At 65.4% G+C, this 26,088-nt stretch carries 26 protein-coding genes; 12 read left to right on the top strand and 14 right to left on the bottom strand.

Features of this window, described 5'->3' with window-relative positions; all coding sequences use genetic code 11:
* Positions 1–105: 105 nt before the first annotated feature.
* Complete coding sequence (locus ACTJKX_RS15800; protein WP_440725830.1) at positions 106–657, bottom strand: DUF924 family protein; 552 nt, start codon at positions 655–657, stop codon at positions 106–108.
* 147 nt (positions 658–804) lie between these two features.
* Here ACTJKX_RS15800 and hrcA point away from each other — a divergent pair, with 147 nt between their 5' ends.
* Positions 805–1,878, top strand: coding sequence for a heat-inducible transcriptional repressor HrcA (hrcA, locus tag ACTJKX_RS15795; RefSeq protein WP_394314208.1), 1,074 nt, complete (start codon positions 805–807; stop codon positions 1,876–1,878).
* A gap of 46 nt (positions 1,879–1,924) precedes the next feature.
* On the opposite strand, the gene ACTJKX_RS15790 is transcribed toward hrcA, so the two are convergent.
* The 7 genes from ACTJKX_RS15790 to ACTJKX_RS15760 all read right to left on the bottom strand — a co-directional run bounded on the left by ACTJKX_RS15790 (position 1,925) and on the right by ACTJKX_RS15760 (position 11,277).
* The gene (locus ACTJKX_RS15790) at positions 1,925–2,914 is read right to left on the bottom strand and encodes a GlxA family transcriptional regulator (protein WP_440725829.1); all 990 of its coding nucleotides are present in this window, start codon (positions 2,912–2,914) and stop codon (positions 1,925–1,927) included.
* A 120-nt stretch (positions 2,915–3,034) separates the two neighbouring features.
* Entirely contained in the window at positions 3,035–3,442 is a 408-nt protein-coding gene (locus ACTJKX_RS15785) for a VOC family protein (RefSeq protein ID WP_394314197.1), read from the bottom strand.
* A 32-nt stretch (positions 3,443–3,474) separates the two neighbouring features.
* Positions 3,475–4,002 (bottom strand): molybdopterin adenylyltransferase, encoded by a 528-nt coding sequence (gene mog, locus ACTJKX_RS15780; protein ID WP_394314198.1) that lies wholly within the window; start codon positions 4,000–4,002, stop codon positions 3,475–3,477.
* 5 nt (positions 4,003–4,007) lie between these two features.
* A complete protein-coding gene (locus ACTJKX_RS15775; protein WP_440725828.1) occupies positions 4,008–4,886 on the bottom strand; it encodes a transglutaminase family protein in 879 nt (292 codons plus the stop codon).
* A gap of 77 nt (positions 4,887–4,963) precedes the next feature.
* Positions 4,964–7,495 (bottom strand): circularly permuted type 2 ATP-grasp protein, encoded by a 2,532-nt coding sequence (locus tag ACTJKX_RS15770; RefSeq protein ID WP_394314201.1) that lies wholly within the window; start codon positions 7,493–7,495, stop codon positions 4,964–4,966.
* A 130-nt stretch (positions 7,496–7,625) separates the two neighbouring features.
* Positions 7,626–11,000: a DUF2126 domain-containing protein gene (locus tag ACTJKX_RS15765; protein WP_440725827.1), complete on the bottom strand. Its 3,375-nt coding sequence runs from the start codon at positions 10,998–11,000 to the stop codon at positions 7,626–7,628.
* Between the two features lie 61 nt (positions 11,001–11,061).
* Positions 11,062–11,277, bottom strand: coding sequence for a hypothetical protein (locus ACTJKX_RS15760; protein ID WP_440725826.1), 216 nt, complete (start codon positions 11,275–11,277; stop codon positions 11,062–11,064).
* Between ACTJKX_RS15760 and ACTJKX_RS15755 the strand changes: the two genes are divergently transcribed.
* Entirely contained in the window at positions 11,276–11,605 is a 330-nt protein-coding gene (locus tag ACTJKX_RS15755; protein ID WP_311943640.1) for a hypothetical protein, read from the top strand. The genes ACTJKX_RS15760 and ACTJKX_RS15755 overlap by 2 nt on opposite strands.
* A gap of 99 nt (positions 11,606–11,704) precedes the next feature.
* On the opposite strand, the gene ACTJKX_RS15750 is transcribed toward ACTJKX_RS15755, so the two are convergent.
* Entirely contained in the window at positions 11,705–12,787 is a 1,083-nt protein-coding gene (locus ACTJKX_RS15750) for a cobalt-precorrin-5B (C(1))-methyltransferase (RefSeq protein WP_440725825.1), read from the bottom strand.
* 171 nt (positions 12,788–12,958) lie between these two features.
* On the opposite strand from ACTJKX_RS15750, the gene ACTJKX_RS15745 reads away from it, so the two are divergent.
* Both ACTJKX_RS15745 and lldD read left to right on the top strand, forming a co-directional pair.
* Positions 12,959–13,579, top strand: a complete 621-nt coding sequence (locus tag ACTJKX_RS15745; protein WP_311943636.1) for a 2,3-bisphosphoglycerate-dependent phosphoglycerate mutase — start codon at positions 12,959–12,961, stop codon at positions 13,577–13,579.
* Between the two features lie 123 nt (positions 13,580–13,702).
* The gene (gene lldD / locus ACTJKX_RS15740; RefSeq protein WP_394314616.1) at positions 13,703–14,833 is read left to right on the top strand and encodes an FMN-dependent L-lactate dehydrogenase LldD; all 1,131 of its coding nucleotides are present in this window, start codon (positions 13,703–13,705) and stop codon (positions 14,831–14,833) included.
* A gap of 112 nt (positions 14,834–14,945) precedes the next feature.
* Here the strand turns inward: lldD and ACTJKX_RS15735 are convergent, their stop codons facing one another.
* Entirely contained in the window at positions 14,946–15,848 is a 903-nt protein-coding gene (locus ACTJKX_RS15735; protein WP_394314617.1) for a methylated-DNA--[protein]-cysteine S-methyltransferase, read from the bottom strand.
* Positions 15,849–15,930: 82 nt separating this feature from the next.
* Complete coding sequence (locus ACTJKX_RS15730; RefSeq protein WP_311938610.1) at positions 15,931–16,398, bottom strand: DUF2244 domain-containing protein; 468 nt, start codon at positions 16,396–16,398, stop codon at positions 15,931–15,933.
* Between the two features lie 118 nt (positions 16,399–16,516).
* On the opposite strand from ACTJKX_RS15730, the gene nth reads away from it, so the two are divergent.
* From nth to ACTJKX_RS15695, 7 genes are all read left to right on the top strand, one after another.
* Positions 16,517–17,254: an endonuclease III gene (nth, locus tag ACTJKX_RS15725; RefSeq protein ID WP_440725824.1), complete on the top strand. Its 738-nt coding sequence runs from the start codon at positions 16,517–16,519 to the stop codon at positions 17,252–17,254.
* Between the two features lie 222 nt (positions 17,255–17,476).
* Complete coding sequence (locus ACTJKX_RS15720; RefSeq protein WP_440725823.1) at positions 17,477–18,694, top strand: MFS transporter; 1,218 nt, start codon at positions 17,477–17,479, stop codon at positions 18,692–18,694.
* Between the two features lie 163 nt (positions 18,695–18,857).
* Entirely contained in the window at positions 18,858–19,427 is a 570-nt protein-coding gene (def, locus tag ACTJKX_RS15715) for a peptide deformylase (protein ID WP_394314619.1), read from the top strand.
* Positions 19,428–19,431: 4 nt separating this feature from the next.
* Positions 19,432–20,358, top strand: coding sequence for a methionyl-tRNA formyltransferase (fmt, locus tag ACTJKX_RS15710; RefSeq protein WP_394314620.1), 927 nt, complete (start codon positions 19,432–19,434; stop codon positions 20,356–20,358).
* Between the two features lie 51 nt (positions 20,359–20,409).
* Positions 20,410–21,153, top strand: a complete 744-nt coding sequence (truA, locus tag ACTJKX_RS15705) for a tRNA pseudouridine(38-40) synthase TruA (RefSeq protein WP_415083239.1) — start codon at positions 20,410–20,412, stop codon at positions 21,151–21,153.
* Positions 21,154–21,355: 202 nt separating this feature from the next.
* Positions 21,356–21,661 (top strand): NIPSNAP family protein, encoded by a 306-nt coding sequence (locus tag ACTJKX_RS15700; protein WP_367625528.1) that lies wholly within the window; start codon positions 21,356–21,358, stop codon positions 21,659–21,661.
* A gap of 56 nt (positions 21,662–21,717) precedes the next feature.
* Entirely contained in the window at positions 21,718–22,281 is a 564-nt protein-coding gene (locus ACTJKX_RS15695) for a sugar O-acetyltransferase (RefSeq protein ID WP_394314670.1), read from the top strand.
* Positions 22,282–22,327: 46 nt separating this feature from the next.
* Here the strand turns inward: ACTJKX_RS15695 and murJ are convergent, their stop codons facing one another.
* Positions 22,328–23,899 carry a murein biosynthesis integral membrane protein MurJ gene (murJ, locus tag ACTJKX_RS15690; RefSeq protein WP_440725822.1) on the bottom strand — a complete coding sequence of 524 codons (1,572 nt, stop codon included), beginning with the start codon at positions 23,897–23,899 and terminating at the stop codon, positions 22,328–22,330.
* Positions 23,900–24,001: 102 nt separating this feature from the next.
* Between murJ and ACTJKX_RS15685 the strand changes: the two genes are divergently transcribed.
* Complete coding sequence (locus tag ACTJKX_RS15685; RefSeq protein ID WP_367625526.1) at positions 24,002–25,018, top strand: adenosine kinase; 1,017 nt, start codon at positions 24,002–24,004, stop codon at positions 25,016–25,018.
* Between the two features lie 51 nt (positions 25,019–25,069).
* Here the strand turns inward: ACTJKX_RS15685 and ACTJKX_RS15680 are convergent, their stop codons facing one another.
* Together ACTJKX_RS15680 and ACTJKX_RS15675 are read right to left on the bottom strand one after the other, a co-directional pair.
* Entirely contained in the window at positions 25,070–25,366 is a 297-nt protein-coding gene (locus ACTJKX_RS15680; RefSeq protein ID WP_367625525.1) for a DUF6958 family protein, read from the bottom strand.
* 65 nt (positions 25,367–25,431) lie between these two features.
* Positions 25,432–26,043, bottom strand: a complete 612-nt coding sequence (locus ACTJKX_RS15675; protein ID WP_440725821.1) for a LysE family translocator — start codon at positions 26,041–26,043, stop codon at positions 25,432–25,434.
* Positions 26,044–26,088: the final 45 nt, after the last annotated feature.

Below are 26,088 nucleotides of genomic sequence, written 5' to 3'. Positions count from 1 at the left end.
CAGAGAGACCGCGCCTGCGTCATTGCGAGCGCAGCGAAGCTATCCAGTCTTGGTAAAACACGTGGCTCCTGGATTGCTTCGCTGCGCTCGCAATGACGGAGGGCTTCAGCCCGCAAAGCCGCCCTCGTCGAGAAAACGGCGTTCTTCCGGCGTGCAGATGCGGCCAAGAATATCATTGCGATGAGGAAAGCGGCCGAAGCGGGCGATGATGTCGCGATGCTCCTCGGCATACTTCAGATAGTCGCCTTCCAGCGTCCGGCACAGAGCGAGGCAGCGCTCCTGGTCGGCGAGCTCCTCCGAATGCATGAAGGGCAGATAGAAGAAGATACGCAGCTCCGGCGCAATGCGGCGGTCATGGCCATGAGCCAGAGCCGCGGCGGCGACCTGTCGTGCCAGGGGATCGCCGGCATACATCGCCGGCGTATCGCGAAAGGCATTGCGCGGAAACTGGTCGAGCAGCAGCACCAGCGCGAGCGCACCGGGCGCCGTCGCCTCCCAGTCCGCGAGTTCGCCACGCATGGCAGCCTGATGCAGGGTTAGGAAACGTGTGCGAAAATCGCGATCGAACCCTTCATCCTTCTCGAACCAGCGTTCGGGACCCGCCGCGACCCAGAAATCGACGACGGCGCTCGCGGAAGGTGGAACCGAATCGACCATGACCATGTTCTCCTTGCGCTGACGAGACTAGAGGCGAAACTTGAACGAGGGAGGAATCTGCATAGCGCTGCGGAAACTACAATTCCACCATTGAACAATCGCCGAATGCTCGTCACATTAGCGTCGAGGAGACAGACCTTGTCCGCTGTGACGCCGACCATTCCTTCGAGTGAACTTGCCCAGCTGAACGAACGCTCGCGCGAGATATTCCGTCAGATCGTCGATTCCTATCTTGCGACCGGGGAGCCCGTCGGCTCCCGCAACATTTCGCGCCTGCTGCCCACCTCGCTGTCGCCCGCGTCGGTGCGCAATGTCATGCAGGACCTGGAAGTGCTCGGCCTGATCCAGGCGCCGCATACCAGCGCCGGGCGGCTGCCGACCGAACTCGGCTTGCGCTTCTTCGTCGACGCCATGCTGGAATTCGGCGACCTCGCCGCGCAGGACCGCGCCCAGATCGACGCGCAGATCCGGGCAAGGACATCCTCGCGCTCCCTCGAGGACGTGCTGATCGAGGCTTCGGCCACCCTGTCCGGCCTGTCGCGCGGTGCCGGCGTGGTCGTCACCGGCAAGCGCGACCAGCGGCTGAAGCATATCGAATTCGTACGCCTCGAACCCACCCAGGCCCTGGTCATCCTGGTCTCCGAGGAAGGCGCGGTGGAAAACCGGGTCATCACCGTGCCGGTCGGGCTGCCGACATCGGCGCTGGTGGAGGCCTCCAACTATCTCAACGCCCGCGCTCGCGGCAAGACGATCGAGGACCTCAAGCGCGAGATGAGCAGCGCCCTCGATGCCGGGCGCGCCGAACTCGACGATCTCACCACCAAGCTGATCAATACCGGCCTGGCAAGCTGGAGCGGCGGCCCTTCCGACATGCCGCAGCAGCTCATCGTGCGCGGCCAGGCCAATCTCCTGGAAGACCTGCATGCCGGCGAAGACCTGGAGCGCATCCGCCTGCTCTTTGCCGACATCGAGGCCAAGAAGGACCTGATCGACCTGCTCGGCCGTGCCGAGGGCGGCGACGGCGTGCGCATCTTCATCGGCTCGGAGAACAAGCTGTTCTCGCTCTCGGGCTCCTCGATGATCGCCGCGCCCTTCCGCGATGCCAACCAGAAGATCGTGGGCGTGCTCGGCGTGATCGGGCCGACGCGGCTGAACTATGCCCGCGTGGTGCCGATGGTCGATTATACCGCAAAGGTCATCGGGAAGTTGCTCAAGCCCTGACTCGGCAGGCCAGGGGGCGGCCGGCAACATGCCCGTCCCGGCATGGTCAGCGCTTTTGAACGCCGGGATTTTCGCCTTCCCGCCGATCTTCGCGCGGCGTTATCGCAAAATGCGCGCGATAGGATCGCGAAAGACATGATGCGGAGGAATAGCCGCAGGCCATAGCGATCTCCATCACGCTCATGTCGGTCTGGCGCAAAAGCAGGCGGGCGCGCTGCAGCCTGAGCTGCAGATAGTAATTGGCCGGTGAATCCTTGAGCTCGGCCCGGAACAGGCGTTCGAGCTGCCGGGCGGAGACACCGGACAGGGCGGCAAGGGCCTCGGCGTCGAGCGGCGTCTCCAGATTGGCCTCCATCGCCGCCACCACGCGGATCAGCTTGCCATTGGCGACCCCCAGCCGCTTGGGCAGGCTCATGCGCTGGCGGTCGTGGCGCGGGCGCAGCCTGTCGTGGATGAACTGCTCGGACACGGCCACCGCCAGGGCCTGCCCATATTGGCGGGCGATCATGTCGAGCATCAGGTCGAGCGCCGCCGTGCCGCCGGCACAGGTGAAATGCTTGGCCGACACCTCGAACAGGGCCTCGCTGATCTCGATGTCCGGAAAGGCTTCGGCGAAGCCGGGCGCCGCCTCCCAATGCATGGTGACCTTGCCGCCACTGAGCAGACCGGCTGCAGCGAGGATCCAAGCCCCGGTATCGAGTGCGCCGATCTCGGTGCCGCGGCGCGCGAGATGGCGCAAGCGAGCCAGCATCGCCTTGCTGGCATAGTGCTCCGGCTCGAAGCTGGAGCAGACGATCAAGGTAGGAATGTCGCCGCTGGAGGGCAGAGCGCCTCCCACTGGGATCGGCCAGCCATTGGAAGCCTTGACCGGCTCGCCATCCATCGACCAGGCCCGCCAGTCGAAGACCTGCCGCCTGGCCATGCGGTTGGCGACGCGCAAAGGCTCGACGGCAGCCGAGAACGCCATCATCGAGAATTGCGGCACCAGCAGGAAATCGATCCGGATAGGCCCCGGCCCCGCATGCGGCTTGAACACGACTATTGGCTCCGGGCGGTCAAAGCACTTTCGAGAAAAGTTGATCGACTTTTCGATTAAGAAAATGCGTCAAAACAAAGGATTAGAGAAAATCTCGATCTCTTCGAATCGCAATTTTCTCTATGGCGCAATCAAGTCGCCACGATAGACAATATGGATCTTGTTGCCATCGGGATCGCGCAGATAGGCACCGTAATAGCCCTTGCCGTAATGTGGCCTTTCGCCTGGCCGCCCCTCGTCGGCGCCGCCTACCGCCATGCCCGCGGCATAGGCGGCGTCGACCGCCTCGGGCGAAGCGGCCTGGAAGGCGACCATGCTGCCATTGCCGACCGTGGCGGGATGCCGGTTGAAGGGATTGTAGGCATAAAAACGCGGTAACGGCCTGGTGGGGTCGACCCAGCAGCGGGCGTCCGGGCCATCATCGGGCGTGACGGGGCGCTGGCGCAGCCCGAGCGGCGCCAGCAGGGCATCGTAGAAGCGAGCAGCGCGCTCGAGGTCGCCGACGCCGACCGTGACATGGCTGAACATGGCCTTGCTCCTTGCTGGGTCCGGCCTGCCGATCAGCCACCGGGCCTGAACGCCTTGCAGAGAGCCGGATCCGTCTCCAGCCGCGGACCTTCGATCAGGTCGATGCAATAGGGGATGGCGGGGAAGACCGCCATCAGGCATTGCTCGATCGAGGCCGGCTTGCCCGGCAGGTTGACGATCAGGCTCCGGCCGCGAATGCCCGCCGTCTGGCGCGACAGGATGGCGGTCGGCACATATTTCAGGCTTTCCTGGCGCATCAGTTCGCCGAAGCCCGGCATCATCTTGGCACACACCGCCTCGGTGGCTTCCGGCGTAACGTCGCGCCGGGCCGGGCCCGTGCCACCGGTGGTGCAGACGAGGCAACAACCCGCCTCGTCGGCGAGTTCGATCAGCGTCCGCTCGATCAGGTCCTGCTCGTCGGCGATGACCCGCGCCACCGGCTCCCAGGGCGAGGTCAGCACACGTTGCATGAAGCCGGCGATGGCCGGGCCGCTCTTGTCCTCGTAGATCCCGGCGCTGGCGCGATCCGAGATGGTCAGAATTCCGATCCTGGCAGTCATTTCGATCATCCTAACGGCGCGACATCCACGGAGACGCGCAGGCTGTGGCCGGCCGAAGCGACGACGACGCCGTCCACCGGGGCGACATCGGCATAGTCGCGCCCGACCGCGACGCGCACATGGTCCTCATTCGCGGGCACCGCATTGGTCGGATCGAGATCGACCCAGCCGAGCCCGGCACCGCACCATACCGAAACCCATGCATGGCTGGCATCCGCTCCCACCAGCCGTTCCTGGCCGGGCGGCGGATGGGTTCGCAGATAACCCGAAACATAGGCGGCGGGAATACCGATCGCACGCAGTCCCGCCAACATCCAATGCGCGAAGTCCTGGCAGACACCGTGGCGCGTGCGGGCCACCACGTCGAGCGGGGTCGAAATATCGGTGGCGTTGGGATCATAGACGAAATCGCGATGGATGCGCTTCATCATCTCGATCGCCCCGTCAAGTACCGGGCGTCCCGGTTCGAAGGAGGCAAGCGCATAGTCGCGCGCCTCGGCGAGCAGCGGTACGAAACGGCTGGCGAACAGATAATGTGCCGGCGCCGAACCGCAGAGGTCGGGCACCAGCAGCGCGCTCTGGGTGACCTCGCCCCAGGACGGGGTCAGCAGGGCATGGGGCGTCTCGCGAGGCTGGACCTCGATGCGCACGCGCGACTCGAAGCGATGCCGGGTAGCCGTGCCGGCAAAGCGGACATGGGTGGTGCGGTTGCCGAAGAAGTCGACCGCCTCGGTCTGCTCCAGCGGCTTGGGGGCGATGGTGAGCTGGGCCGAGAATACCCGCTGATTGCCACCAGTCTCAGGCTGGAGGTGCAACGTACAGCGAGCCGCCGCGACTTCGGTGCGGTAGAGATAGGTCGTGGTGTGGCGGATGAGATAGAGCACCGGTCGTTCCGCTTCAGCCTAAAAGTTTCGGAATTATAGCGTTGTGAAACATCTCACGCATGATGGTGTGGACGACATCACCCCAGCCCCTCGGCGATCTCGGCCATGGCTTCGTCTTGGTTGAAATAGCGGGCCGACAACTCCGAGGACAAAGCGAGCAGCCGGTTTTCCAAACCGAGAATCAGGCGGTCGTCGACGTCGGCGGCCTGCGTCGTCTCGATCTCCGCCCGCATCAGCCGGATGGCGCGGGTGAGCGCGTCCACTTCGCCGTCCCTAGACGTACGAGGCAGGGCCGCAAGATGCTCGGCAGCGTGAATGATCTGATAGGCGACCGAGCGGGGATTGCCGTCGTCGAGCAGGACGAGATCGAGTACCGGCAGGCGCAGCGTTCCCATCAGATAGCGGGCCCGATAGGTGATGCGGCTGTCCGTCACGCGCAGCAGGGCGTCGAGCATGTCGGCGCTGGCGCTCTCGTCGGCCAGGCGGCGGGCAAGGCGGCAGGTCTGGATGGAGCGTTCGATATGATGCCCGATGCGCAGGAAACGCCAGCCCGAGAGCTGGTTCATGTTCTCATGGGCAAGGCCTGACAGCGCCGCCAGCGTGTGCAGATAGCGATCCGCCCTATCGGCCGACGGCAGGTTGCGATCGCCAACCACCATGGCGCCGAGATCGGCGATGGCCTGTGTCGCATCACGCGACAGCCTTTCGCGAATGGCGGAAGCGGTGCGCGCCGCCGCGCCGATCAAAGCGGGCATGCCGCCATATTCCTCACCGTCGAGCACGTCGCGCAGGATGCCTTCGGCGATCGCAACCGGCTCGACCGGTGCCTTGGCGGCTCTGCGGGAGGCGGCAGGCTCCGCCTTCTCGCTCTTGGCAGCTCCCGAATTCTTGGCCGCTCCCCAGGCGACCAGCAGGTCGGTGAGGCGCTGCGTGGCGGCGACGACCTCCTCGTCGGCTTCCGCCGCGATCTCGCCCACGGCCCGCACGACGCGCAGGGTCGCCTCGGCGCGCTCGAGATAGCGCCCGAGCCAGAACAGATTGTCGGCCGCCCGGCTCGGCAGATGGCCGAGGCTGCGCTTGATTGCCACCTTGCCGGGCGCCGGCAACAGGCTGACATGATCGACAGGCCGTTCCGACGTCACCCAGGCATCGGCGGAACGCCCGCCAAACTGCATCGACAGGGCACGCGGGTCATTGCTGTCGCCGACACGGCAGAAGCCGCCGCGCATCACCTTCCAGCCCTCCGGCGTCGCGACGGCGTAGACCCGCAGCGTGAAGGGGTGCGGTTCCAGGCGCTTGCCGTTCCAGACCGGCATGGTCGAGAGCCTGACGACTTCCTGGGCCACCACCTCGAGGGGATGGGCCTTCACGACTTCGCGCAGGCGTGCCTGGCCCTTTTTATCCAGGTCGGCCACGGCGCTCGCACCGCCGCGCGTCAGGCCGGCGACCTCGCGCGTGAAAGCCGGCAGGACTGCCAACCGTTCGAAATCGCGCAGGACCTCCTCGCGTGCCCCGGCCTCGCCGCACCACCAGGTGGCGACATTCGGGAGGATGAGATCGCTGCCGGTGAGCCGGCGCGCCAGAGCCGGCATGAAAGCCAGCATGGCCGGCGCCTCGACCAGGCCGGCCCCCAGGCTGTTGGCCAGGGCAACCGAACCCTGCCGGACGGCCTGGACCAGGCCAGGCACGCCGAGCCGCGAACCGGCATTGAGTTCGAGCGGATCGGCAAAGTCGGCATCGAGGCGCCGCACCAGGGCATCGATGCGTTTCAGTCCCTCGATGGTGCGGACATAGACCGTGCCGTCCTGCACGGTGAGATCGGCGCCCTCCACCAGCAGCAGACCGAGATAGCGGGCGAGATAGGCGTGCTCGAAATAGGTCTCGTTGGCGGGCCCCGGCGTCAGCAGGCCGATGCGCGATCCCTCCCGCCCGGCCTTTGCGGCAAGGGTGGAGCGCATGGCCTGGAAGAAGCCTGCCAGCCGCTCGACCTGCATGTCGCGGTAGAGAGCCGGCAATGCGGCCGAGATGGCGAGTCGGTTCTCCAGCGCGTACCCCATGCCGGAAGGAGCCTGGGCGCGGTCCTTGAGCACCCACCAGCGACCATCGGGTCCCCGCCCGAGATCGGCGGCATAGATGACCAGGTGCTCGCCGCCGAGCGGCGTGCTGCCGGCCACGGCACGCTGGAAATCGGGATTGCCGGCGATCACCGCAGCCGGCAGCGCACCATCCCGCACCAGCGTGGCCGGCCCGTAGAGGTCCGACAGCACGGTTTCGAGCAGCTGGGCCCGCTGCGCGATGCCCGCCTCGATGCCGCGCCATTCGGCATCGGGGATCACCAGCGGCACATGGGCGAGGGGCCAGGGCCGGTCGCGCCCGTCCGGCGTGTCGTAGACGCGGTAATAGACGCCGGAATTCTTGATCTGGCGATCGGCAACCGCAAAGCGCTGCGAGACGACGGCGGGCCGGTAGCGTGCCATTTCGTTGAGCACCGGCAGCCAGTGCGGACGCACCTCCCCCGCCGCGGTCATCAACTCGTCGGCAACACCGGGCAAGGGCCGATAGTCCGCGAGCAGGGAACGCAGACCGGGATTGCGGGACCGGGCGAGCATCAGGGCAGCCCAGCACAGTGAATGCGGCTCAGGAAGACCAGCCTGTCAGAACAAGATCCCTTCTCCCACAAGGGAAGAAGGGTGAATGCATCCAATCCGCCAAGAAAAACATCCGCTGTCTTTCTCCCCCTCATCGAGCCGCCCTGCGCAGGTCGAGGGTGAAGGGAAACTCCCCATTGCTTTCCTCGGACGGAACCGCCGGCCAGCCCGGCGTATGGCCGATGGGCTGGAAGCGGGCGAGGCGCCGGGCCTGTGCCTCATAGGCGTTGACCGGGAAGGTCTCGTAATTGCGCCCGCCCGGATGGGCGACATGATAGGTGCAGCCGCCTAGCGAGCGGTTCGACCAGGTGTCGATGACATCGAAGGTCAACGGTGCATGCGCCGGGATGGTCGGATGCAGGCCGGAGGCGGGCTGCCAGGCCTTGAAGCGCACGCCGGCAACGGCCTCCCCGGCCCGGCCGGTGGCGTTCATCGGCAGGCGCCGGCCATTGCAGGCGATGACATGGCGGGCGGGATTGAAGCCCTCGACCTTGACCTGCAGCCGCTCGGTTGAACTATCCACGTATCGCACCGTTCCCCCGGCAAAGCCCTCCTCGCCCAGCACATGCCATGGTTCGAGGGCCTGGCGCACTTCCAGGCTCACCCCTTCATAATCGACCTTGCCGTAGAACGGGAAGCGGAATTCGAGCTGAGCCTGGTACCACACCGGATCGAAGGCATAGCCGGCCCGGGCGAGGTCGGCGAGTACGTCCTGGAAATCGGCCCAGACGAAATGGGGCAGCATGAAGCGGTCATGCAGCTGGCTGCCCCAGCGCACGAAGGAGCCCTCCTGCGGCTCGCGCCAGAACCAGGCGATCAGGGCCCGCAGCAGAAGCTGCTGGGCCAGCGACATGCGATAGTCCGGCGGCATCTCGAAGGAGCGGAACTCGATCAGGCCGAGACGGCCCGTGGCCGAATCCGGCGAATAGAGCTTGTCGATGCAGATCTCGGCACGATGGGTGTTGCCGGAGACGTCGACCAGGAGGTTGCGGAAGAGGCGATCGACCAGCCAGGGCGGCGGCAAGTTGTCACCTGAACCACCGGCGGGCCTGCCGATATGCGGCCCCCTGACTTGCTCCATGGCGATCTCGAGTTCGTAGAGGCTGTCATGCCGGGCCTCGTCGATGCGCGGCGCCTGGCTGGTCGGTCCGATGAACAGCCCCGAGAACAGATAGGACAGCGAAGGATGGCGCTGCCAGTAGAGCACGATGCTCTTGAGCAGGTCCGGCCGGCGGAGGAAGGGGCTATCGGCGGGCGTGACTCCGCCGAGCACGACATGGTTGCCGCCGCCGGTGCCGACATGGCGACCGTCGATCATGAACTTGTCCGCGCCGAGCCGGCTGAGCCTGGCCTCCTCATAGATGGTCGAGGTGATTGCCACGGTCTCGGCCCAGGAGGCGCCAGGCTGGATATTGACCTCGATCACGCCGGGATCGGGCGTGACCTTGATCACCTGGATGCGTGGATCATAAGGCGGGGGGTAGCCTTCGATATGTACGGTCAGGCCGCTGGCCTCGGCCGTCTCCTCGACGGCGGCGAGCAATTCGAGATAATCCTGGACGCCGGCCACCGGCGGCATGAACACGCATAAAACGCCGTCGCGAATTTCGAAGGTCATCGCCGTGCGCACCACGCCGGTGCCGAACTCCTGGCCGACCTGCGTCTGCTGCTTGAGGCTGCCCTCCTTGTTGGCGTCGATGCGCCGGAATTGGCGCGACAGCTCCGATCGGTCCGGCAACTGGCCACGCGGCACGATCGGATCGGCTGCATGCACATGCGGAAAGGCGGCGGGCGGGACGTGGGGCAGGCTCGACAGCGGCAGCCGGTAGCCAGCCGGCGAATCGCCAGGTACCAGGAACAGGTGCCCCCTGCGCATGCGCCAGAGTTCGCTGACCCAGCCATCGCGCCGCTCCGCGTTCCAGCGCTGCACGGGCAGGACATAGGCAGCCGGCTGGTCGAGCCCGCGATCGAAGACACGGGCGATGCGGGCGCGGTCCTCGGGATTGGCGAGCTTCGACTCCATCGGATCGACATTGTCGGGTAGCTGGCCCTCCTGCAGAATCCAGTGGGCAGCATCCTCATAGGCCGGCACGGCAAAGTCGGGCTCGATGCCCAGGCGCTCCGCCACGCCCTCGGCCAGGATGCGCATCGGCTCGGGATCGAAGACCTTGCGGATCGGATGCTTGCCGTTCGGCCCGCCCGCCGGCTTCGGTTCGCGGGCGATCAGCTCGGCGTTGCGCCAGATCGGCTGGCCGTCCTTGCGCCAGTAGAGCGCGAAGGCCCAGCGCGGCAGGGATTCGCCGGGATACCATTTGCCCTGGCCGTAATGCAGGAACCCGCCGGGCGCGAAGGCCGCGCGCAGGCGGCGGATCAAACTGTCGGCAAGGCCGCGCTTGGTCGGGCCGACCGCACCGGTGTTCCACTCCTCACCCTGATAGTCGTCGATGGAGACGAAAGTGGGCTCACCGCCCAGCGTCAGGCGCACGTCCTGGCTGACGAGATCGGCCTCGACCTCCTGGCCCAGCGCATCGAGCTCGCGCCAGCTCTCATCGGAGAAGGGGAAGGTCACGCGCGGGGATTCGGCGATGCGCCGCACCGGCATCTCGAAGGAGAATTCGGTCTTGACGGGCCCGGCCGCGCTCAGCGAGCCGCTGATCGGGGCCGCCGAGACATAATGAGGCGTCGCCGCCAGCGGGATGTGACCTTCGCCGGTGAGCAGCCCGGAGGTGGCATCCATGCCGATCCAGCCCGCACCCGGCAGATAGACCTCGGCCCAGGCATGCAGGTCGGCGAAATCGGCATCGACGCCGCGCGGGCCGTCGAGCGCCTTGAGATCATGGGTGAGCTGGATCGAATAGCCGGAGACGAAACGCGCGGCGAGGCCGAGCCGGCGCAGGACCTGCACCAGCAGCCAGGCGCTGTCGCGGCAGGAGCCCGAGCGCAACGCCAGCGTCTCCTCCGGGCTTTGCACGCCCGGCTCCATACGGATCGTATAGGCGACTTCGCTCTGCAGGCGCTGGTTGAGCCCGACGAGGAAATCGACGACCTGCTGGCCACCCATGTCGATCGAGGCCATGAAGGCAGCGAGCCCCTCTCCTGCCGGCTCGATCTCCAGATAGGGCGCCAGTTCATGCGCCAGCTCGGCCGGATAGGCGAAGGGCAGATGGGTGGCGTACTCCTCCACGAAGAAATCGAAGGGATTGATCACCGAAAAATCGGCAACGAGGTCGACCTCGATCTGGAAACGGGTCGCCGGTTCCGGAAACACGAAGCGGGCGAGCCAATTGCCGTGCGGATCCTGCTGCCAGTTGATGAAATGTTGAGCAGGCTCGACCTTCAGCGCATAGCTGACGATACGCGTTCGGGAATGAGGAGCGGGCCGGAGCCGGATGATCTGGGGAGACAGGATCACCGGACGGTCGTAGTCATAGGTCGTGCGGTGATAGAGGGCGGCAACGATCGACAAGATGGGACCCCCGATCAAGAAACATGCACAGCGTAGCGACATGCCTGCCGACTAGGCAAGCCTATTCAGAAGGCAGGCGCGGCCGGCGAATGCCCAATTCCCGACCTTGCCCGGCAAGCAGAATATTTGAAATCTCGTAGCTTCCTCTTGCTCGAGCCTGCGGCTTGATCAAGAGGACGCTACATGGCGCCCGGCGACGTTTTTTTAACACCGGCACGGTAAGCAGACCGAGCGATGCCCTTTTGGCAACGCCCTTTTGGTCGAGGAATACCATCATGAAGCGTCCGGCGTCCGGTTTCGCCGCTCTCTTGCTCTGCCTGTCCGCCTTCTGCGCGGGGGCCCAGCCCGCCCAGGCCACCACCTTGCCGGTCTACCAGTACAAGCTGTTCTGCCAGCAGCTCGGCAAGGGAAATGCCGTGATGGTCCAGAACTGCGAAACGCAGGAAATCATGTCCTACAACCAGTTGCGCCGAATCTGGCGCGCGCCGCCCGCCGCCGAGGTGCAGGACCGCTGCTTTGCCCGCAACCAGCCCGCTCCGCGCACCGGCCTGGGCTCCTATGTGAAGTTCCTCAACTGCATCATCACCAATACCGGCCACGGCTGAGCAAGGCGATATTTCCGGGTGCACGGGCATCTTACCCGTTCTTGGAAGCGCAGCGGTTGTGGGTAGACAGCATGGGCAAGATGCCCGCGCACCCGGATTTCAATCCGCACGCGCCAACAGCCGGCCGTCACGATCGAAAATGGCGATGTCGAGGCTGATCTCCGCATCGCGCATCACCGCCTTCGCCGTCTTCAAGGCATATCGCGCCACCAGGGGCGGCAGATCGAGCCCCGCCTCCCCGGCGATCTCCAGAGCCTCGATCGCGGTATTGGCCTGCGAGACGCGAGAGGCCGTCTCGCCATTGCCGCCCAGTTCCTCCACCCGCTCCGCCAGCCAGCGGAAATCCACCGGGCCGGCGCGCGAATGGAGGTCCAGGAGGCCCTGGCCCAACTTGGTGATCTTGGCAAAGCCGCCGGCCACGGTGACGCGCGGCACCGGATGCACCCTGAGATATTTCAGCATGCCGCCGACGAAATCCCCCATGTCGATCAGTGCGATCTCCGGAAGGCCATAGAGCCTGGCCACGGCCTCTTCCGAAGCGGCACCGGTAGCGCCAGCGACATGATCAAGCCCGGCCCCGCGTGCCACGTCGATGCCGCGATGGATCGAATGGATCCAGGCCGAGCAGGAGAAGGGCACGACGATGCCAGTCGTGCCCAGCACAGAGAGGCCGCCGACGATGCCGAGCCGGCCGTTCAGGGTCTTGCGCGCGATCGCCTCGCCATCGGCGATGGCGACGGTGACCTCGACATCCCCGGCAACGCCATGCGCGGCCGCGACCTCGGCGATGGCGGCGGCGATCATGCCCCTTGGCCCCGGATTGATGGCCGGCTCACCCACCGGCAAGGGCAGGCCCGGCCGCGTGACGGTGCCCACGCCCTCTCCCGCCCGGAAGGTCACGCCCGCGCCCGGCTCGCCCAGGCGGACCGTCGAGGAGACCAGGGCGCCATGGGTCACGTCGGGATCATCGCCGGCATCCTTGACGATGGTGGCGCTGGCACAGTCCTCGCCTCTCTCGTGCCTGGCCAGGGCAAAGGCCGGCTGCTCGCCCCGCGGCAGGGTAATGACGACGGGATCGGGAAAATCCTCGCCCAGCAACGCCGCATAGGCAGCCTTCGCAGCCGCCGCGGCGCAGGCGCCCGTGGTCCAGCCATAGCGAAGAGGGGATGATTGATCACGCACGCGAAGAACCGGACAAGATCGTCAATCGGGCCATCGCCTGAAACCGGGCCCGACGAAAAACAGAGGCGGCGACATCGACCGTTTTGCCAGTCATCGGCGCATTCGGCCAGTGCAATTAATTGCAATCCCGGTTATGTCAGCCCTATTGCGACCTGAAACGGGACCCCTTTGATGACCGCCACTCTCGTGCTCTGCCGCCACGGCCAAAGCGACTGGAACCTTAAGAACCTGTTCACGGGCTGGCGCGATCCCGGCCTGACGGAGAAGGGCGTGGCCGAAGCGCATGAGGCGGGGCGTCGCCTCAAGGCGCTCGGGCTCAAGGCCGACATCGCCTTCACCTCCGTGCTGTCGCGCGCCCAGCATACCACCAAGATCATTCTCGGCGAACTCGGCCAGGAAGACCTCGAGACCATCCGCGACCAGGCCCTCAACGAGCGCGACTATGGCGATCTCTCCGGCCTCAACAAGGACGAGGCGCGGGTGAAGTTCGGCGAGGAACAGGTGCATATCTGGCGCCGCTCCTACGATGTGCCGCCGCCCGGCGGCGAGAGTCTGAAGGATACGGCCGCGCGCGTGCTGCCCTATTACATCTACCGTATCCAACCCCAGGTGATGGCCGGCAAGACCGTGCTGGTCGGCGCCCATGGCAATTCGCTGCGCGCCTTGATCATGGCGCTCGAAGGCCTGACGGGCGAGGAGATCGTCAAGCGCGAGCTCGATACCGGCGTGCCGATCGTCTACCGCCTGAATCCGGATACCACCATCGCCAGCAAGCAGGAACTGAAGGGCTGAGGTTCCAGCAAGCAAGCGCGCTCCGGCGCACTTGTCTTACAAAATGAAGGGGAAGGCATAGCCATCCCCTCCAATAATGCTTAAACGGAGAGAAACGATCTCCTTACGGCTTCCTGCGTTCCCATGATCATTGCCTCCCCCTCCGACTATCGCGCCGCCGCCATGCGCAAGCTGCCGCGCTTCATGTTCGACTATGTCGATGGCGGCGCCTATGCCGAGCACACGCTGCGGGCCAATGTCAGCGATCTCGAAGGGATCAGCCTCAGGCAGCGCATTCTCAAGAATGTCGACAAGCTGAGCCTGGAAACCGAGATCTTCGGGCGCAAATTCGCCATGCCGGTGATCCTCGCCCCCGTCGGCATCACCGGCATGCTGGCCCGCCGCGGCGAGGTGCAGGTAGCCAAGGCCGCGGCTGCCAAAGGCATCGCTATGACGCTCTCCACCGTCTCGATCTGCCCGATCGAGGAGGTGGTGCCGGCCAGCCCCGCCCCGATCTGGTTCCAGCTCTACGTGCTACGCGACCGCGGCTTCATGAAGAACGCCCTGGAGCGCGCCCAGGCCGCCGGCATCACCACGCTGGTCTTCACCGTCGACATGCCCACCCCGGGCGCCCGCTATCGCGATCCGCATTCGGGCATGTCGGGCCCGTTCGGCCCGCAGCGCCGCATCCTGCAGTCGATGTTCAAGCCGCAATGGGCCCTCGATGTCGGGCTGATGGGCAAGCCGCACGACCTCGGCAATGTCTCGCGCTATCTCGGCAAGCCCACAGGCCTGGCCGACTATATCGGCTGGCTCGCCAAGAATTTCGATCCCTCGATCAGTTGGTCGGATCTCGAATGGATCCGCGAATTCTGGAAGGGACCGATGATCATCAAGGGCATTCTCGACCCCGAGGATGCGCGTGATGCCGTCGCCTTCGGCGCCGACGGCATCGTGGTCTCCAACCATGGCGGACGCCAGCTCGACGGCGTGCTCTCCAGCGCGAGGGCCTTGCCGGCGATCGCTGACGCCGTCGGCGACAAGCTGACTGTGCTCGCCGATTCCGGCGTGCGCTCCGGCCTCGACGTGGTGCGCATGCTGGCCCTGGGGGCCAAGGGCGTCATGCTCGGCCGTGCCTTCGCCTATGCGCTGGCGAGCGCCGGCCAGGCCGGCGTCGAGAACCTGCTCGACATCATCGCCAAGGAGATGCGGGTGGCGATGACGCTCACCGGCGTGGAGCGCATCGACCAGATCGGCCGTAGCAGCCTGGCGTAAGCCTTGGAGCGCGGACATCCTGTCCGCTCTTGGAACCGCAACGTTTCCGGAAAGGAAGAGCGGACATCGCGACATGTCTTCAAGTCGCTGAGATGTCCGCGCTCTCCTTATCTTACGCCGTCCCGCTGCGCACCCGTCCGCCTTCCCAGCCCAGCATGGCCTGCTTGCGGGTGAGGCCCCAGTGATAGCCGGTCAATTCGCCGGAACGGCCGATGACACGGTGGCAGGGCACCACGAAGGACAGCGGGTTCTTGCCCACCGCCGCGCCCACAGCGCGCGAGGCCTTGGGATTGCCGATATGGCTGGCGATATTGCCATAGGTGGTGGCCCGCCCCATCGGGATCTTCAGCAAGGTGCGCCAGACCCGCACTTCGAAATCGGTGCCGATCATCACCACGTTGAGCGGCCTGTCGGCCTGCCACCGGCTCGGATCGAAGATGCGGCCGGCATAGGGGGCCGTCACCATCGAATCCTCGCGCAGTTCCGCATTGGGCCAGCGCTTGCGCATGTCGGCCAAAGCAACGGCCTCCTCGCCCGGATCGGCGAAGGCGACGCCGGCCAGGCCCAGCGGCGCCACCATCACCAGCGCCGTGCCGAAGGGCGAAGGATGGAAGCCATAGGAAATGGTGAGGCCAGCCCCGCCCGTCTTGAACGAGCCTGGTGTCATTGCCTCGTGGGTCACGAACAGATCGTGCAAGCGCGCCGGACCCGACAGGCCGAGCTCGTAGGTGGCATCCAGGATCGAGGCGGAATCGCGCAGGAGGTCGCGGGCCCGGTCGAGCGTCACCGCCGCCAGGAAATCCTTGGGCGTGATGCCGGCCCAGCGCCGGAAGAGATGGTGGAAATGCGAGACCGACAGGCCGACATGGCCGGCAATGTCCTCGAGCGAAGGCTGGTGCTGCGCCTTCCTGGTGATATAGGCGACCGCCTTGCGGATGCGATCATAGTCCTCGGGGGAATTGGCGAGCGGCGAAGCCAGCGGCACTTCGGCAAAATCGGGCAGGGTTATCGACATCGGATGTCTCCAGGCATCATCACTTGTGCCCTGGATAGACCTGCTTCACCGGGCTTCCCACCCGAAAGCTACGACAAGGCCGTCAGACACGCCGCGCCTTGTTGAGGGCCCGGGTAAAGGCATCGGCAAATTCGCCCTTCTCGGAGGCCCCTAGGAAACGGGCGATTTCAACCTCGCGGCCGCGCTGGACCAGGGCCAGGCGCATCACGCCGAACTCCTCATGCTCGTCGCGCTGCAGCCGCACCCAGCGCGGGTTGAAGACCCATTCCCGGCGCTGCCCCTTGGGATCGATGCGCGAGAACAAGAGCCTGATGGGCGTAAGCAACACATGTTCGCGCAGCCTCGCCCCGCGATAATTGAGCTTGAACATCACATAGAGCAGGCCGACATCGAGCCCGAAGAAGCCGACCACGGGCCAAGCCCCCATCATGTAGAAAGGGATGGAAAGCAGCGTCGAGGCACAGCCGACCACGACGAGGAGGTTGCGAAAGCCCCGCGGCCCGAGCGAGCGATGGGGATAGAGCACGGCATCGAAGACCGGCTCCTCCAAGACCGCTTCTTGAGCCGCCTCTTGGACCGCTTCTTGAGGCGCCTGCTGAGGCGTTTTCGGGTTGGCGCTTTGCATGGTCGCCCACTATAAGCCTTTCATGCCCCGCCGCCAGACTCAAATGCCCGCCCTGTCCGTTGCCTCCCCTGCGACAAAGTCGGCAGGCCGGACCAAGGCGAAGGCCAACGCCGCCGCGGCCTCGGCCGGCACCCAGCGCGCCGCCCTGCCGCAGGCCGAAATCACCGAGATCTTCCGCCGCTTTTCGCAAGCCCTGCCCGAACCCAAGGGTGAACTCGACTACGTCAATGCCTATACCTTGCTGGTGGCGGTGGTGCTCTCGGCCCAGGCCACCGATGTCGGGGTCAACAAGGCAACCAAGGCGCTGTTCGCCATCGCCGACACGCCGGCCAAGATGATCGATCTCGGCGAGGAAGCGCTGATCGGTCACATCAAGACCATCGGCCTGTTCCGCACCAAGGCCAAGAACGTCATCGCCCTTTCGCGGCTGCTGGTGGAAGACCATGGCGGGGAGGTACCGCGCTCGCGCGAGATCCTCGAAACGCTGCCGGGCGTCGGCCGCAAGACCGCCAATGTCGTGCTCAACATCGCCTTCGGCCTGCCGACCATCGCCGTGGACACCCATCTCTTCCGGGTCGCCAACCGCACCGGCCTCGCGCCCGGCAAGACGCCGCTGGCAGTGGAACTGGGGCTGGAGAAAGTGGTGCCGGCGACCTATGCCCGCCACGCCCATCACTGGCTCATCCTGCATGGGCGCTATGTCTGCAAGGCGATCAAGCCTGCCTGCCCCACCTGCCTGATCCGTGACATCTGCCTGTTCGAGGACAAGACGACGGCGTGATCGTCGAGCGTTTCAACTTCGACGGCGGGCATGCCCAACCAAATACACGCATCAGTTGAATCAGCATATTTTTGTGGCGCTTCGACGATTTCAGGACTTCTATGGCCGGCAGGGGGCTTCCTTGGCGACGTTCATTGCGTCGATCCAAGCAAAAGCGGCTGCAGGAACGGAAATGACTGTCCCTTCCCTGTGGCCGGCCGATGGCCATAAGGGAGAAATCGCTTGCCCCTCAGTTCACAACAGAAGAAGACCGTCCTAGCCTCCTTTCTCGGCTGGACACTCGACGCCTTCGACTTCTTCCTCCTGACCTTCCTGCTCACGGATATCGCGGCCGAATTCCAGGTCGGCGTTCCCGCCGTTTCCGAAGCCTTGTTCTTCACTCTGGCGACCCGCTTCATCGGTGCCTTCATCTTCGGCAGGCTGGCCGACCGCTTCGGGCGCAAGCCGATCCTGATGCTCAACATCGTCAGCTATTCGGTGATCGGCGCCCTGGCCGCCTTCTCGCCCAATCTCATGGTATTCCTGATCCTGCGCGCCATCTTCGGCATCGCCATGGGCGGCGAATGGGGCCTTGGCAGCTCGCTTGCGATGGAATCTATCCCGCCATCGGCCCGCGGCCTGGTGTCGGGCCTGCTCCAGGCAGGCTATCCGGCCGGCTATCTGCTGGCGGCCATCGTCTATGGATTGATCTATGGCCAGACCATCGGCGGCCATGTCGTCGGCTGGCGCACCATGTTCCTGCTCAGCGTCCTGCCCGCCCTGATCGTGCTCTTCATCCGGTCGCATGTGCCGGAATCGCCGGCTTTCACCGAGGCACGGGACCAGGCGAAGCCTAGTCTCGGCGAAACCCTGCAGCGCCATTGGGGCATCGCCCTCTATGCCGTGGTGCTGATGATGTTCTTCAATCTGTTCAGTCATGGCACGCAGGATCTCTATCCAACCTTCCTGAAGAAGCAGCACGGCCTGGACGCTCATACGGTTAGTTGGATCACAATTGTCGCCAATATCGGCGCCATCGTGGGCGGCCTAGCGTTTGGCACGCTGTCGGAACGCATCGGTCGCGTCAACGCTATCACCATTGCCTGCCTGATCGCACTGCCTTCCCTATCGCTCTGGGCCTACAGCACCACCCCAATGATGTTGGCCGCCGGAGCATTCGTCATGCAAATAGCCGTGCAGGGTGCCTGGGGAGTCATTCCAGTACATCTCAATGAGCTTTCGCCTGGTTCGGTCCGGGCAACACTACCCGGCTTCATCTATCAAGCCGGGAACCTAGCGGCCTCCAAAGGTGACGTCATCCAAGCCTATATCGCCGAGGCGCCGGGTAGCAGCTACGGCTATGCCCTGGCCTTGTTCGCCGGCGTCGTCGCCATCTGCATCATCGTCGTCATCCGTTTCAGCCCGGAACGGCGCGGACAGGTGATGACCGTGCTCGAATAGGGCGTTTCGTACCGTTTCTCCTGGGACCGCCGGCATCCTGCCGGCTTCTTCCTCTCCTGCAAGCGCGGTGGTTCCAAAGGCCGGCAGGATGCCGGCGGTCCCAGGAGCGTCTCCAACCCGCTTTCGCATTGACGCCTCGCGCGCGGCATCCTATCTGCCTGACATGGCCATCAAACCGATCATCATCCTGCCCGACTCCAAGCTCCGCCTCGTCTCCGCGCCGATCGAGCGCGTCGATGCGGAGCTGCTCCAGCTCGCCGACGACATGCTGGAAACCATGTATGACGCGCCCGGCATCGGCCTGGCGGCGATCCAGATCGCCGTGCCGCGCCGCCTTGTCGTCATCGACCTCGCCAAGGAAGACGAGCCGCCGGAGCCGCATGTCTTCATCAATCCGGAGATCGTGTGGTCCTCGGACGAGCGCAGCGTCTATGAGGAGGGGTGCCTCTCCATCCCCGACTACTATGCCGATGTCGAGCGGCCGGCCACGGTGCGCGTCGCCTATATCGACCGCGAGGGCAAGCAGGCCGAGCTCGAAGCCGATGGATTGATGGCGACCTGCCTGCAGCACGAGATCGACCACCTCAACGGCGAATTGTTCATCGACCACATCTCCAAACTCAAGCGCGACATGGTGATCCGCAAATTCACCAAGGCGGCCAAGACCGGCGAACTGCCGCAGTTCAAGCGGGAGAAACGCGAGCGCGAAGCACCGCGCCCGGCGGAAGGCTGAGGCGTTGCGCGTCGTTTTCATGGGTACGCCGGAGTTCGCCCGCCCGGTGCTGGCCGAGATCCTCAGCCAGGGTCATGAGGTCGTTGCCGTCTATACGCGCCCGCCGGCACCGGCTGGCCGCGGCATGACTCTCGCGCCTTCGCCGGTGCATAAACTGGCCGAAGGCTTCGGTATCCCCGTGTTCACGCCCAAGAGCTTCCGCGACGAAGAAACCATCGCCACCTTCGCCGGCCTCGGCGCCGATGTCGCCGTGGTGGTCGCCTATGGCCTGATCCTGCCCAAGGCGGCCCTGGAGGCCCCGGCGGAAGGCTGCCTCAATCTGCATGCCTCGCTGCTGCCGCGCTGGCGCGGCGCCGCCCCGATCCAGCGCGCCATCATGGCCGGCGACACCAAGACCGGCGTGATGGTGATGCGCATGGAGGAAGGCCTCGATACCGGCCCGGTCGCGCTGGCCGACAGCATCGAAATCGAGCCGGACATGACGGCGGGCGAGCTGCATGACCGCCTTTCCCTCCTCGGCGCCGACCTGATGGCCCGGGCGCTCGGCGCCCTTTCGCGCGGCACACTCACCTTCACGGCCCAGAGCGAAGAGGGCGTGACCTACGCCCGCAAGATCGACAAGGCAGAGGCCCGTATCGACTGGTCGCGCCCGGCCCAGGAAATCCATAACCACATTTGTGGTCTATCTCCCTTTCCGGGTGCCTGGTTCGAAGCCGATTGGGGCCAGGGCCCGCAGCGGGTGAAGGTGTTGCACGCACAGCTTGCCGATGGCTATGGCGTCGCAGGCACGTTGCTCGACGACGAATTGACGGTCGCCTGCGGCAGTGGCGCCATCCGCCTCGTCCAGGTCCAGCGCGCCGGCAAGACTCCGATGGGTGCCGCCGAATTCCTCAAGGGCGCGCCGCTGGTGCAGGGCGCGCGGCTTGCGTGACTCCCGCGCCCTGATGGCGTAGAGGCCTGACTTCAGCAACGAAGTACCCGAATGCCGCGTTACAAGCTCCTGATCGAATATGACGGCACGCCCTATGTCGGCTGGCAGGCGCAGGCCAATGGTCGGTCTGCACAGCAGGCGATCGAGGAGGCGATCCTCGCCTTCACCGGCCAGACCCTGCGCATCCAGGGTGCCGGCCGTACCGACGCCGGCGTGCATGCCACAGGGCAGGTCGCCTCGGTGATGCTGGCCAAGGACTGGACCACCGACAGGGTACGCGACGCGCTCAACGCTCACCTGACCCTGCAGGACGACTACGTCACCATCCTCGGCGTCGAGAAGATGCCCGACAGTTTCGACGCGCGCTTCTCCGCCAGGGGCCGGCGCTATCTCTATCGGCTGATCGACCGCCGCCCGCCCTTGGCGCTGGAGCGCCATCGCGCCTGGCACATCCGCAAGTCCCTGGACGCCGAAGCCATGCATCATGCGGCGCAGGGTCTCATCGGCCACCACGACTTCACCACTTTCCGCTCGGCCGATTGCCAAGCCCAGAGCCCGATGAAGACGCTAGACCGCCTCGACGTGATGCGCGTGGGCGACGAGATCCATGTCATCGCCACGGCCCGCTCCTTCCTGCACAACCAGGTCCGCTCCATGGTGGGATCGCTGCGCCGGGTCGGCTCCGGCGACTGGAGCAAGGCGGATCTGGTCGATGTGCTGGAAGCCCGCGACCGCACCCGCTGCGCCGCGCTGGCGCCGCCGCACGGGCTCTACCTCACCGGCGTCGACTATTGATCTGCCTGCGCGGCAGCAGCGGGCCTGATCCAGAATCGGATCCGATGTTGTAGGAAACGGGCGCCCTCTTTCCGGCACCATGCTCCAGAGCAACGCGCGTTCATGACTGAACGCTTGCTGCTCCAACTCTTCGGTTCGACGCGTCTTTGCGATTCGAGGTGACTCCGTCAAATCGCGAAACGCCATAGCTGCGAGGCCATCCGTGATTACCTGCTATCTGAAATATGTTGTCGATCCCTGGAAACTCGATGCCTTCGAAGCCTATGCCAAGGCCTGGATTCCCGTGGTCAACCGCATGGGCGGCACGCATCACGGCTATTTCCTGCCGCATGAGGGCGCCAGCGACCTTGCTTATGCGCTGTTCAGCTTCCCCAGCCTCGCCGCCTATGAGGACTATCGCCAGCGCCTGGCCGTCGATCCGGAATGCCAGGCCATCCTGGCCGAGGAAAAGCAGGTTCGCAGCATCGTGCGCTATGAACGCAGCTTCATGCGCCCGGTGTTCGGCTGAGCCGCATTGCTTCAAAACAGGAGGTCCCGGTGGATCTGGAGGCCCAATGCGCGCTGATGCTCAGCGGCGCCGTGTATAACGACCTTACCCCTGAACTGATCGCCGCTCGTGCCAGGGCGGTCGAACTCACCAGCGCCTATCACCGCAGCATCGGCGAGCCGGCCGAAGCGCGCGAGGCCATTCTGCGCAGCCTGTTGAAATCGGTCGGCACCGGCGCCCTGTTCGAGCCAAGCTTTCGCTGCGAGTTCGGCTTCAACATCAGCATCGGACGCTCCTTCTACGCCAATTTCGACTGCGTAATCCTGGATGGCGCCAGCGTCGAGATCGGGGATTACGTGCTGCTCGGACCGCGGGTCGGCATCTACACCGCCAACCATGCCATCGATCCGATCGAGCGTGCTGCCGGCGCCTGCCAGGCCAGGCCGGTACGAATCGGCAATCGGGTCTGGGTTGGTGCCGGCGTCCATATCAATCCGGGCGTGAGTATCGGCGACAATGCCATCGTCGGATCGGGCAGCGTGGTCACGCGCGACATCCCGCCGAACGTGATTGCCGCTGGCGTTCCAGCCCAGGTCATCAGGACCATCACTGCGGCCGACCGCACCGGCTTCAAGCCGTGACAGGATGGGGCGCTTCGACAGCCGAATTCGCAATGAAGGCCGATGGTTATCCGCCGGCCTCCGGCGCACGGCGTGCCAGTAGCGCCCGCAGTCCGGCCTTGCGATCGATGGCTCCCAGCAGCAGGCAGGCACCCAGGTAGAAAATCAGCCCGCCGCCGCAGAGGAGTGCAAGGGTCACTACGCGCACAGCCAGGGGCTGCCCTGCGATCAGCCAGCTCTCCACGGCCCCCGCCGCTCCATAAAGGGCGGCCAGCATCAGGACGGCGGCGGCGGCGATCCGGGGCAGTCGGCGGCAGGCGGGTCTGTCGAGTTGCAACAGCCCGCTTTGCCAGGCCAACAGGGCCAGCAGGACGAGATTGATCCAGCCGGAGGCCGCGGCGGCGGCGGCAATGCCGACCTGGCGCCAGGCCGGAAAGAGCGCGAGCGACAGGGCCACGTCGGCCACGGCGCCGATCAGCGCGATGATGAAGGGCAGCCGCATGCGGGCGCGCGCGAAAAAGAGAGGCTGCAGCACCTTGGCCCCGGCAAAGGCCGGCAGGCCGGCGGCAAACCCCGCCAGCGCCAGCGCCGTGGCGGCGCTGTCATTGGCGGAGAAGGCGCCACGCTCAAACAGGACGGAGACAATGGGGCCGGCCAGCACGATCAGGGCCAGCGCTGCCGGTAAGCTGAGAAAGGCCGCGAATTCGACCGCGCGGCTGAGAGTACCACTCTCGGCCTGCCGGTCTTCCTGGCTGCTGGCCCGGGCGAGTTCCGGCAGCAGGGCGTTGCCGAGCGCCACCGCGATGATGCCCAGCGGCAGCTGGTAGAGGCGATCGGCATAATAGAGCCAGGTGACGGCACCGGGATCGGCGGAGGCCACGATCAGGCCGATGAAGGCGTTGACCTGCGTCGCCCCCGCCGTCAGCACCCCCGGCAATGCGAGCAGGAAGAAACGCCGGACTGCAGGTGTCCAACGTGGCTTGACCAGCCGCAGCCGCAGGCGGGCCCGATGGAGGGCCCAGAAAACCAGTCCACCCTGGGCGAGGCCTCCGACGAAGATCGACCAGGCCAGCAGGCGCGCCAAAGCCTCCTGGTCGAGCCGGGCCAGCAAGGGGGCGCCGAGCAGGGCGGCGATGGTAACGACATTGACGAGAGCCGGTGCATAGGCCGCCACCGTGAAACGGCCATGCACGTTGAGCACGGCCGAAGCCACCACCATCACGGCCGTCGCCAGGCAATAGGTGAAAGTGATACGCGACAGGGCAACCGCAAGATCGACACGGCCGCCGCCTTTGCCGAACCCGGGTGCAATCAGCTCGATCAGCAGCGGCATCGCCACGAGGGCCAGGGCCGAGGCCAGAAAGAACGCCAGGGCGACCTGCGTGAAGACCTGGTCGGAAAAGGCCTCGCCCTCGCCGCGCCGTTCGGCCTCGGCATGAAGAGGTACGAAAGCCGTGTTGACGGCACCTTCGGCAAACAGCCGACGCATCAGGCTCGGCAGGCGGAAGGCGACCACGAAGGCATCGGCCACAGGCCCGGCCCCGAGCGCCGCCGCCACCATGGTGTCACGGATGAAACCGAGAATGCGGGAGGCGAGAGTCGCGAATCCGACCGAGGCAGCGTTACGCAGGAAGGCCATCAGAACTCCGAACGACAGCGACGGCACTGGTTGCGTCGCAACTCTTCCTTGCCGCAACGCAGCACATCGCTATAGTCCGCGCGCGCAAAACAGAGATACTGCATGCCCAAATCCCCTTCCAGCGCGAAACCTCGTTTCGACGTTCTCACCATCGGCAACGCCATTGTCGATGTCTTTGCCCAGACCGAAGACGATTTCCTGGTCCGCGAAGGCCTCGCCAAGGGCGCCATGATCCTCACCAGCGAGGAACGGGCCGACCACCTTTACGCAGCCATGGGCCAGAGCATCGAGATCTCGGGCGGGTCGGCCGCCAATACGGCAGTCGGCGTCGCCTCCCTGGGTGGCAAGACCGCCTATTTCGGCAAGGTGAAGCGTGACGAAGCCGGCAAGGTCTTCACCCACGACCTGCGCGCCCAGGGCACCCATTTCGAGACGGTGCCGCTGACGGAGGGTCCCTCCACCGCCAAGAGTTTCATCTTCATCACGCCCGATGGCGAGCGCACGATGAACACCTATCTCGGCGCCTGCCATCTGCTCGGCCCGGCCGACATCGAAGAGGATGTCGTGCGAGGCGCCGCAATCACCTATATGGAAGGCTATCTGTGGGATCCCCAGGATGCCAAGGACGCCTTCCTGAAAGCCGCTGATATCGCCCACAAGGCCGGACGGCGCGTGGCGATCACCCTGTCCGACTCCTTCTGCGTCGACCGTTTCCGCGGCGAGTTCCTCCACCTCATGCGCTCGGGCGTGGTCGACACCGTGTTCGCCAACACCCAGGAGATCAAGTCGCTCTACGAGACCTCTGATTTCGAGACGGCGCTCGCCCAGGTCGAGAAGGACTGCCGCCTCGCCATCGTGACCCGCTCGGAAGACGGGGCGCTGGCGATCGAGGGCGGCACGCGCGTCTCCGTGCCGGCCTTCCCGATCGACAAGCTGGTCGATACCACCGGCGCCGGCGACCTCTTCGCCTCAGGCTTCCTGTTCGGCCTTGCCCGCGGCCTGCCGCATCTGGCCTCGCTCAAGCTCGGCGCGCTGGCCGCCGCCGAGGTGATCCAGCATGTCGGAGCCCGCCCGCAGACCAATCTGCGCGTGTTGGCCCAGGAAAACGGACTGCTCTGACAAGAGCCGAAGTATTTTTTGAGAAGGGCCAGGAGGCCTTTCTCAAACGAGTCAGGCCTTGTGAAGACGTAGCGGCGAGACCTTCTCGCGCCGGATGATACTCCGCGCCTCGAGGTCGAGCTGCACGGCCTTGACCCACCAGCCCGCCTTGGCACCGCCGGGATAGAGATTCTCCGGCAGTAGGGCCGGCACCCGGGCCTGGATCTGCGCCACGGTCAGGCCCGGCTTGCCATCCGGCAGCAAGGCCAGAATGGCGGCCTTCATCGCCGCGTACATGGCCGCATCCGCCGCCCAGGCCTTGCCGGGGTGATTGATGTTCAGCAGTTCGATTCGGGTCTTATCGGTCATCGGCAGGTCCTCCGGCACATCGCATCCTCTGCAACAAGGACGTCGGCGCCGGCGTATTTCCGACATCACAACCGCGAGAAAGCCAGCTTCAATCCCAGGCCTGCAAAAACCAGGGCAAAGCCACGCCGCAGCCAGATGAGCGTGACCGGCCGCCGCGCCACCTGGCTGCGGACGGCCGAGGCGCAGGCGCCATAGCCGAGAAAGACCAGGAAGGTCAGGGCCATGAACCAGAAGGAAAGTTCGGTCATGGTGGCTATCGGCCACTCCGCTGCGGGCGGAACGAACTGCGGCAGGAAGGCCAGGAAGAACAGCGACAATTTGGGATTGAGAATGTTCAGGACCACGCCTTTCAGGATGATGCGGGCTGGCCGCAGGCGCTGCTGCTCGCCTGACAACTGCAGGGTACTGCCGTCGCGCCAGACGCTCCAGGCCATGTAGAGAAGATAGGCGGCGCCGAGATAGCTCAGGACCTGGAAGGCGACGGCGCTGGCATGCAGCAGGGCCGCCAGGCCGACAATGGCGACAGCAAGATGAGGCAGGATGCCGAGCGTGCAACCGAAGGCGGCCAGGGCGCTGGCCCGCCAGCCCTGGCTCAGGCCGAGTGCCAGCGTGTAGAGCACGCCGGTGCCGGGCAGAAGGATGATGACGAGGGCGGTGACGAGATAGTCGAGGGACATGCAGCGGCTCCCGTGAAAAACACAGGGATGCCCCGACGACGGCAG

Origin of the sequence: Labrys sp. 22185 (genome assembly GCF_052045555.1) — a bacterium.
Taxonomy (GTDB): Bacteria; Pseudomonadota; Alphaproteobacteria; order Rhizobiales; family Labraceae; genus Labrys; species Labrys neptuniae.
This window is presented reverse-complemented; position numbering and strand designations above follow the sequence as displayed.